The following is a 4,615-nucleotide window of genomic DNA, read 5'->3' on the forward strand; positions in this document are numbered from 1 at the left end:
GGTGGAGGGCGTGGAGGGTTCGGCGGGGGTGGTCATGCGAGGTATCGGGCGCGTTCGATGAGGGGCGCGGTGTCGGTGCCGGCGGGGAGGGTGCCGAAGGCGCGGCCGTGGTCGCCGCCGAGCCGGGAAGCGCAGAAGGCGTCGGCGGCCGGGCTGCCGTTCTGCACGAGCAGGGAGCCCTGCAGGACCAGCGCCATCGACTCCACGATGCGGCGGGTGCGGAATTCGAGGTCGGTGAGGTCGCCGAGTTCCTTCTTGAGGTCCGCCACGGCCGCGTCCAGGCGGCGGTCGGCGCCTGCCGCCCGTTCGACCTCGCCGAAGAACGCCTCGACGGACTCGGGCTGACGGGCCATCGCGCGCAGCGCGTCGAGGGCGGAGACGTTGCCCGAGCCCTCCCAGATCGACAGCAGCGGGGCCTCGCGGTAGAGGCGGGGCATGCCCGACTCCTCGACGTAGCCGTTGCCGCCCAGGCATTCGAGGGCTTCCGCGGCGTGCATCGGACCGCGTTTGCACACCCAGTACTTGGTGACGGCGAGCGCCAGGCGCCGGAAGGCCTCCTCGGCGGCATCGCCGCGCGCCGCACGGTCGGTGGCGCCGGCCAGGCGCAGCGCGACGGTGACGGCGGCCTCGGATTCGACGGCGAGGTCCGACAGGACGTTGCGCATCAGCGGCTGGTCGATGAGCGGGGCGCCGAACGCCTGCCGGTGCGCGGTGTGGTGGACGGCCCGGATCAGGCCGGCGCGCATGCCGGTGGCGGCGCCCAGGACGCAGTCCAGGCGGGTGAGGTTGACCATGTCGATGATGGTGCGGACGCCGCGGCCCTCCTCGCCGATCAGATGGCCGAGGGCGCCGTCGTACTCGATCTCGGCGGAGGCGTTGGAGCGATTGCCGAGCTTGTCCTTGAGGCGCTGCAGCTGGATGCGGTTGCGGCTGCCGTCGGGGAGTACGCGTGGCAGCAGGAAGCAGGAGAGACCGCCGGGGGCCTGGGCGAGGGTCAGGAAGACGTCCGACATGGGCGCGGAGGTGAACCACTTGTGGCCGGTCAGCACGTAGCTGCCGTCGGATCCCGCACCGCCGGCCGGGACGGCCCGGGTGGTGTTGGTGCGGACGTCGGAGCCGCCCTGCTTCTCGGTCATCGACATGCCGGCGATGAGGCCGCGCTTGGCGGTGGGGGTGCGGAGCCCGAAGTCGTAGTCGCGGGAGGCGAGCAACGGCTCGTACACGGCGGCGAGTTCGGGGTTCGCGCGCAGGGCGGGGATGGCGGCGTAGGTCATGGAGATGGGACAGATGTGGCCGGGCTCCACCTGGCTCCACACGTAGAACTTGGCGGCGCGGGCCACATGCGCGCCGGGCCGGTCGTCGCGCCAGGGGGCGGCGTGCAGACCGTGGCTGACGGCGGTGTCCATCAGTTCGTGCCAGGCGGGATGGAATTCCACCTCGTCGATGCGGTTGCCGTAGCGGTCGTGGGTGCGCAGGACCGGCTCGTTCTCGTTGGCCAGGCGGCCGAGTTCCTGGGCGTGCTCGGTGCCCGCGAGCTTTCCCAGGGTGTGCAGTTCGTCCTCGGCCCAGCCGGCTCCCTCGCGGTGCAGGCCCTCGATGAGGGCGGGGTCGGCGGCGACGTCGTGGCCGGTCAGCGGCGGTGCCTGGTTGGTGACCTCATGTGTCGGCGGCATTGCGTCCTCCCAGGGCGCGCAGGGTGAAGGAGACGAGGGCGGGGATCAGGTCGTCGGGCGCGCCGCCGTCGGCGAGGGGGCCCACAAGGGCTTCTCCGACGGCGCCCACCAGGGCGGCGGCGGTGAGATTCGGGTCCTGGGCGGGCAGCCGTCCGGAGGCGACGCCTTCGGTGATCTGTTCCGCGATCACATCGCGGAACGCGCGGCGGAAGACCAGCCGTTCGGCGTCGACGGCGGCGTCGACCGGTTCGGCGAGCAGCGCGTAGGCCAGCCGCGGTGACTTCAGTGCCCGCCCGGCGAAGGTCTCCACGATCGCGGCGACCCGGTCGTGGAAGGCGGCGGGGCGGTTCGCGGCCGCCCGTACCGCCTCGACCTCCCGGCCGACGACCACCCGGAACAGCTCCGCGACGAGGTCGGCCTTGCTGGGGAACGAGCGGTACACGCTGCCGGCCGCGATACCGGCCCGTTCGGCGACCGCGGCCACCGAGCAGGCGGCGTATCCACGTTCGGCGAGCAGCTCCACCGCTCCGTGGAGTACGGCGTCACGCTGGGCGTCGAGGCGCGCCTGGACGGCGGGGGTCCTGCGGTAGGGCATACGTAGAAGTGAAGCAGCGATTCAGTTCTTCATCAAGGCTTCATCACGGCTTCCGCGGCTTGTCGGCCGGCACGTCGGTGAACAGCACGGCGGCCAGGGCCAGCCCGAGGACGGTGCCGGTGAGCTGGGCGGCGATGAAGCCGGGCAGTGAGCCGGGGGCGATGCCGGTGAAGGTGCCGGTGAAGGAGCGGCCGACCGTTGCGGCGGGATTGGCGAAGGAGCTGGAGGAGGTGAACAAGCAGGCGGCGCCGATGTAGGTGGCGACGGCGGTCGGCGCCAGCTGCGGGCGGCCGGTACGGGTCAGGCCGGTGACCAGCAGTACGAGGCCGGTGGTGGCCACGACCTCGCCCAGCAGCAGATGCCCGGCCGAGAGATCGTGCGCGGACCAGCTGATCAGCGGGCGGTCGAACATGGCGGCCGAGAGGACCGATCCGGTGATGGCGCCGGTGGTCTGCGCCGCGATGTACAGCGCCACTGTCCGGCCGCGGTGCGCGGCAGGGCCGCCGCGCGCGGTCCACCAGTCGGCGAGGGTGACCACCGGGTTGAGGTGTGCGCCGGAGACGGGGGCGAGGAGGGTGATCAGCACCCAGAGTCCGAGCGCGGTGGCCAGCACATTGGCCAGCAGCTGGATCCCGACGTCATGGCTGAGCCGGCTGGCCTGGATCCCGGAGCCGACCACGATGGCCACCAGGGCGGCGGTGCCGACCAGTTCAGCGGCGGCCTTTCTGACGGGCGGGACGCCGGTCCTGGCCGCGGTCCGCGCGGTCCGCGTGGTGGCTGCGTGCACATCCGCGCCCTGTGTCTGCATGCCATGATTCTGGCCGCAGTTTCGGAAAATTGTTTCCGTATATTGGAAAATTAGATCTGTTCGGTATCGTCGGCCGATCACCGGCTGATCACTGGTCGGGGAGCCAGTTGCCGTGGAATCCGAAGGGCACCCGCTGGGGCAGGTGGATGGTGGCGACCGGCGGGGCGGCGAGGCGCTCGGCGTCCAGGACCACCAGATCGCTGGTGCCGGTGTCGGCGTCGTACACATACGTGAGGAGCCAGCCGGGGCCGCCCGGGAGATCGTCGAACGCCCGGCCAGCGGCTACGACCTGATGAAGCTGTTCGAGACCTCCCTCGCCAATGTCTGGCCTGCCACGCAGAGCCAGGTCTACGGCGAGCTGGGGCGCCTCGCCGATACCGGCCTGCTGGAAGTGGCCGCCGAAGGGCCGCGCGGCCGTAAGGAGTACGCCCTCGCCGACGACGGGCTGGCCGAGCTGCGCCGCTGGCTCACCGAGACGGAGCCGGACCGGGTGCGCCGTAGTGAAACGTTGCTGCGGGTCTTCTTCCTGGGCGTTCTCACTCCGGTGGAGGCGTGCGCGTATCTCACGAATGAGGCATCCCGGGCGGCCGATCACCGGGCCTCCCTGAAGGAGCTGGAGGCGGCGGTGGACTGGGGCGATGACCAGCCCTCCGTCTACGGCAGGCTCGCCCTGGAGTACGGGCTGCGCTTCACCGCGATGCAGGAGGAGTGGGCCTTGTGGGCCGCCGACCAGATTGCGGCCCGGCCGCGGCCGATCGGCTGACCGGCCGAGCGCTGGGCGCGGCGGAAGGGTGGCCGAGCGCGGCCGAACGGTGGCAGGCCGACGGGAACCGGGGCAGGGTGGTGTCCGTTGGAGCTATTGGGTAAAGGAATCGTCAAGCGGCGCGGCCCGCGCCGGATTGAGCAGGGAGTCCATCATGGGTGTCAGCCTCTCCAAAGGCGGCAATGTTTCGCTGACGAAGGAGGCCCCCGGACTGACGGCGGTCACCGTCGGCCTGGGCTGGGACGTGCGCACGACGACCGGCACCGACTTCGACCTGGACGCGAGTGCGCTACTGGTCGATACGACCGGCAAGGTCGTCTCGGACAAGCACTTCGTCTTCTTCAACAACCTCAAGAGCCCGGACGGCTCCGTCGAGCACACGGGCGACAACCTCACGGGTGAGGGCGAAGGCGACGACGAGGCCGTCAAGGTGAACCTCGCGACCGTCCCCGCCGGGGTCGACAAGATCGTGTTCCCGGTCTCGATCTACGAGGGCGAGAGCCGTCAGCAGAGCTTCGGCCAGGTCCGCAACGCGTTCATCCGCGTGGTGAACCAGGCGGACAACAACGAACTGGCGCGTTACGACCTCACCGAGGACGCCTCGACCGAGACCGCGATGGTCTTCGGCGAGCTGTACCGCAACGGCGCGGAGTGGAAGTTCCGCGCCGTCGGCCAGGGCTACGCCTCCGGTCTGCGGGGTATCGCGCAAGACTTCGGCGTCAACCTCTGACCTGTCGCCACTGAGGCGAAGTGACCAGCGGAAGGGGCGCCCCACG

Annotated in this window: 5 protein-coding genes and 1 pseudogene; 2 read left to right on the forward strand and 4 right to left on the reverse strand. The window is 70.9% G+C overall.

Translation table 11 applies throughout. The features are described 5' to 3' along the window. Positions 1-32: 32 nt before the first annotated feature. The 4 genes and pseudogenes from QMK24_RS01600 to QMK24_RS01615 form a co-directional block, all read right to left on the reverse strand. Positions 33-1,673 carry an acyl-CoA dehydrogenase family protein gene (locus QMK24_RS01600; RefSeq protein ID WP_283463196.1) on the reverse strand — a complete coding sequence of 547 codons (1,641 nt, stop codon included), beginning with the start codon at positions 1,671-1,673 and terminating at the stop codon, positions 33-35. After that, the gene (locus QMK24_RS01605) at positions 1,657-2,268 is read right to left on the reverse strand and encodes a TetR/AcrR family transcriptional regulator (protein ID WP_283463197.1); all 612 of its coding nucleotides are present in this window, start codon (positions 2,266-2,268) and stop codon (positions 1,657-1,659) included. The genes QMK24_RS01600 and QMK24_RS01605 overlap by 17 nt, the downstream gene beginning before the upstream one ends. Positions 2,269-2,311: 43 nt before the next feature. Then, positions 2,312-3,076, reverse strand: coding sequence for an aquaporin (locus tag QMK24_RS01610; protein ID WP_283463198.1), 765 nt, complete (start codon positions 3,074-3,076; stop codon positions 2,312-2,314). 88 nt (positions 3,077-3,164) lie between these two features. Continuing rightward, positions 3,165-3,341 (reverse strand): annotated as a pseudogene (locus QMK24_RS01615) (carotenoid oxygenase family protein); the annotation flags it as partial. A gap of 27 nt (positions 3,342-3,368) precedes the next feature. On the opposite strand from QMK24_RS01615, the gene QMK24_RS01620 reads away from it, so the two are divergent. Beyond that, positions 3,369-3,839, forward strand: a complete 471-nt coding sequence (locus QMK24_RS01620) for a PadR family transcriptional regulator (RefSeq protein WP_283463382.1) — start codon at positions 3,369-3,371, stop codon at positions 3,837-3,839. A gap of 154 nt (positions 3,840-3,993) precedes the next feature. Then, positions 3,994-4,569, forward strand: coding sequence for a TerD family protein (locus tag QMK24_RS01625; protein ID WP_283463199.1), 576 nt, complete (start codon positions 3,994-3,996; stop codon positions 4,567-4,569). The last annotated feature ends 46 nt before the right edge of the window (positions 4,570-4,615 follow it).

Source organism: Streptomyces sp. PH10-H1, from assembly GCF_030063355.1.
In the GTDB taxonomy this organism is placed as follows: domain Bacteria; phylum Actinomycetota; class Actinomycetes; order Streptomycetales; family Streptomycetaceae; genus Actinacidiphila.

Excerpts from the sequence above, each read along its gene's own strand:
- QMK24_RS01600 (WP_283463196.1), bottom strand. The coding sequence starts at position 1,673 with ATGCCGCCGACACATGAGGTCACCAACCAGGCACCGCCGCTGACCGGC.
- QMK24_RS01605 (WP_283463197.1), bottom strand. The coding sequence starts at position 2,268 with ATGCCCTACCGCAGGACCCCCGCCGTCCAGGCGCGCCTCGACGCCCAG.
- QMK24_RS01610 (WP_283463198.1), bottom strand. The coding sequence starts at position 3,076 with ATGCAGACACAGGGCGCGGATGTGCACGCAGCCACCACGCGGACCGCG.
- QMK24_RS01620 (WP_283463382.1), top strand. The coding sequence starts at position 3,369 with ATGAAGCTGTTCGAGACCTCCCTCGCCAATGTCTGGCCTGCCACGCAG.
- QMK24_RS01625 (WP_283463199.1), top strand. The coding sequence starts at position 3,994 with ATGGGTGTCAGCCTCTCCAAAGGCGGCAATGTTTCGCTGACGAAGGAG.